Genomic DNA, 1,885 nt, shown 5'->3' with positions numbered 1-1,885 from the left:
GCCGGCGCAGCACCAGCGGCAACAGGAGGACGGCCAGCACCAGGGCCGCGGCCGCCGCCGACCACAGCCGTTGCGAGAGCATGTCTTCCTCCGCCAGGCCGGAGGAGCCGGAGGCAGTGGAATCCCGGGGAGTGTCGGTGGCGGCCGGCGGCGGCCCCGCGGGCCTGAGCGGGTCGTCGTTGGGAAGCACCGGGCCGCCGGCGGGTCCGGTCTGGGCGTAGGCCGGCAACACTCCCCGCGACGGCGTGGGCTCGAAGGCGACCCAGCCGATTCCATTGAAAAAGAGTTCCGGCCAGGAATGCGCGTCCCGGGAATCGATCTCGAACTCCTCCAGTGCCCTGCCGGTATCGTCTTCAAGGACCGCACCGGTGGGACGCCCGGGCGCATAGCCGACCGCCATCCGGCTGGGAATGCCCGCGATCCGGGCCATGATCGCCATCGTGGCGGCGTAGTGAATGCAGTAGCCGGACTTTTCCTCCAGGAATGAGGCCACGACCTCGAAACCGCTCTGGTCGTAGCCGCCGTCGACCGGAGCCTGTTCCGAGTACACGAATCCGGACGTCCGCAGATACGTCTGGATGGCCATGGCCTGTTCGTACGGATTCTCCAAACCCGCCAGCACGGTCGCCGTGGTGTCTGCAATGATGCCCGGCATGTTCTCCGGAAGCTCGGAGAAGACAGGATCGACGACGGGGTTGTTCGACGGTTCCGATGCCCGCAGCGCTTCCCTGGTCAGCGCCGGCCTGACGCTGCGCACCTCGTACTCCTGGTTGGCGGTGGTGGTGCCGGACTCGCCGCGGATGTTGAGGGTGCGGGGATCCCAGCTCCACGTGCCGCGGACGCCCGTGACCCGCGCCGGAGCGTAGGGGGCCAGCAGCCAGGGGCTGGTGAAGGATGCCGTACTGATCCTCGTGGTGGTCACCTCGCCGTCTGCCAGCAGGTTCCGCACGCTGGGCACCTCGAGTTCATCGATGCCGGTGCGGCGGTGGCCGTCGAAGTCGCTCGGGCTCCAGCGGGCGCCGGTCAGGTTTTCCAGCGTGACCGAGCGCAGATAGAGCGGTTCCCCGGCATCCGTGGCGTAGGTCATCCTCCCGAAGGCCCCGGGCCGCCGGAGGTTGTCGCCCAGGCTCACCACCGGGTTGAGGCCCGTCGGCGCGCCCCAATTGAGCCTCGAGCCCTCCGGGAACAATCCGGACGTGAAGCCCGGGATGGCCAGCGGGAGCACCAGCGAAACCGCGAGACCGGCCGCCGCTATGCTCACGGCGCGGCGGATCTGCTCAACGGAGGCCAGTCGACCCCTGCCGCTGCCGCCGGCGGCAAGCCACTGCGCGCAGCCCAGCACCAGCAGGTAACCCGCCGCGGCGGCCAGGAAACCCGCCGCTCCGATACTGTTCGGCTTGATGATGGCTGGAACGATGGCCAGGCCCAGCAGGCCCAGGCCGCTGATGGCCGGCATCTGCAGCGGAACGGCCAGCGTATCCACGAGCAGGGCGATCAGCCCCACACCAACGCAGGCCGCCAGCGCGATGCCGTCGTTGACCAGCACCGGAGCGACCTGCGACACAACGGTGTCCCGGGCTTCCTCCAACATGGGATCAAGGGCAGCGAACGTGCCGGGCCCGGGGATCACGCCCAGGAGACCGGTCGGCGCCAGGAACATCGCCGTGACCGACATGACCAGGCCTGCCAGTCCCAGCAGCGCCCCGGCCAGCGGCGACCAGTCCAGCCGGCGGGCCAGCCCCGTGCCCGCCTCGGTGCAACAGACAGTCACGGCGGCTTGGAACAGCCAACTCCAGCCCTCCAGGACCCCGTGCAGGCTGGCGGCCGTGAGCAGGACGGCGAGTGCGACGGCGGCGCTCATCAACCATGGCGCGACGCCGGGGGA

Annotated in this window: 1 protein-coding gene; it reads right to left on the bottom strand. The window is 69.9% G+C overall.

The window, feature by feature from the left end; all coding sequences use genetic code 11:
• The coding region (locus tag AC5RUJ_RS15405) for a transglutaminase TgpA family protein (protein WP_494156151.1) at positions 1-1,861 on the bottom strand (1,861 nt) is incomplete at its 3' end.
• Positions 1,862-1,885 lie beyond the last annotated feature (24 nt).

Source organism: Arthrobacter sp. Y3223164 (genome assembly GCF_059091005.1).
This window is presented reverse-complemented; position numbering and strand designations above follow the sequence as displayed.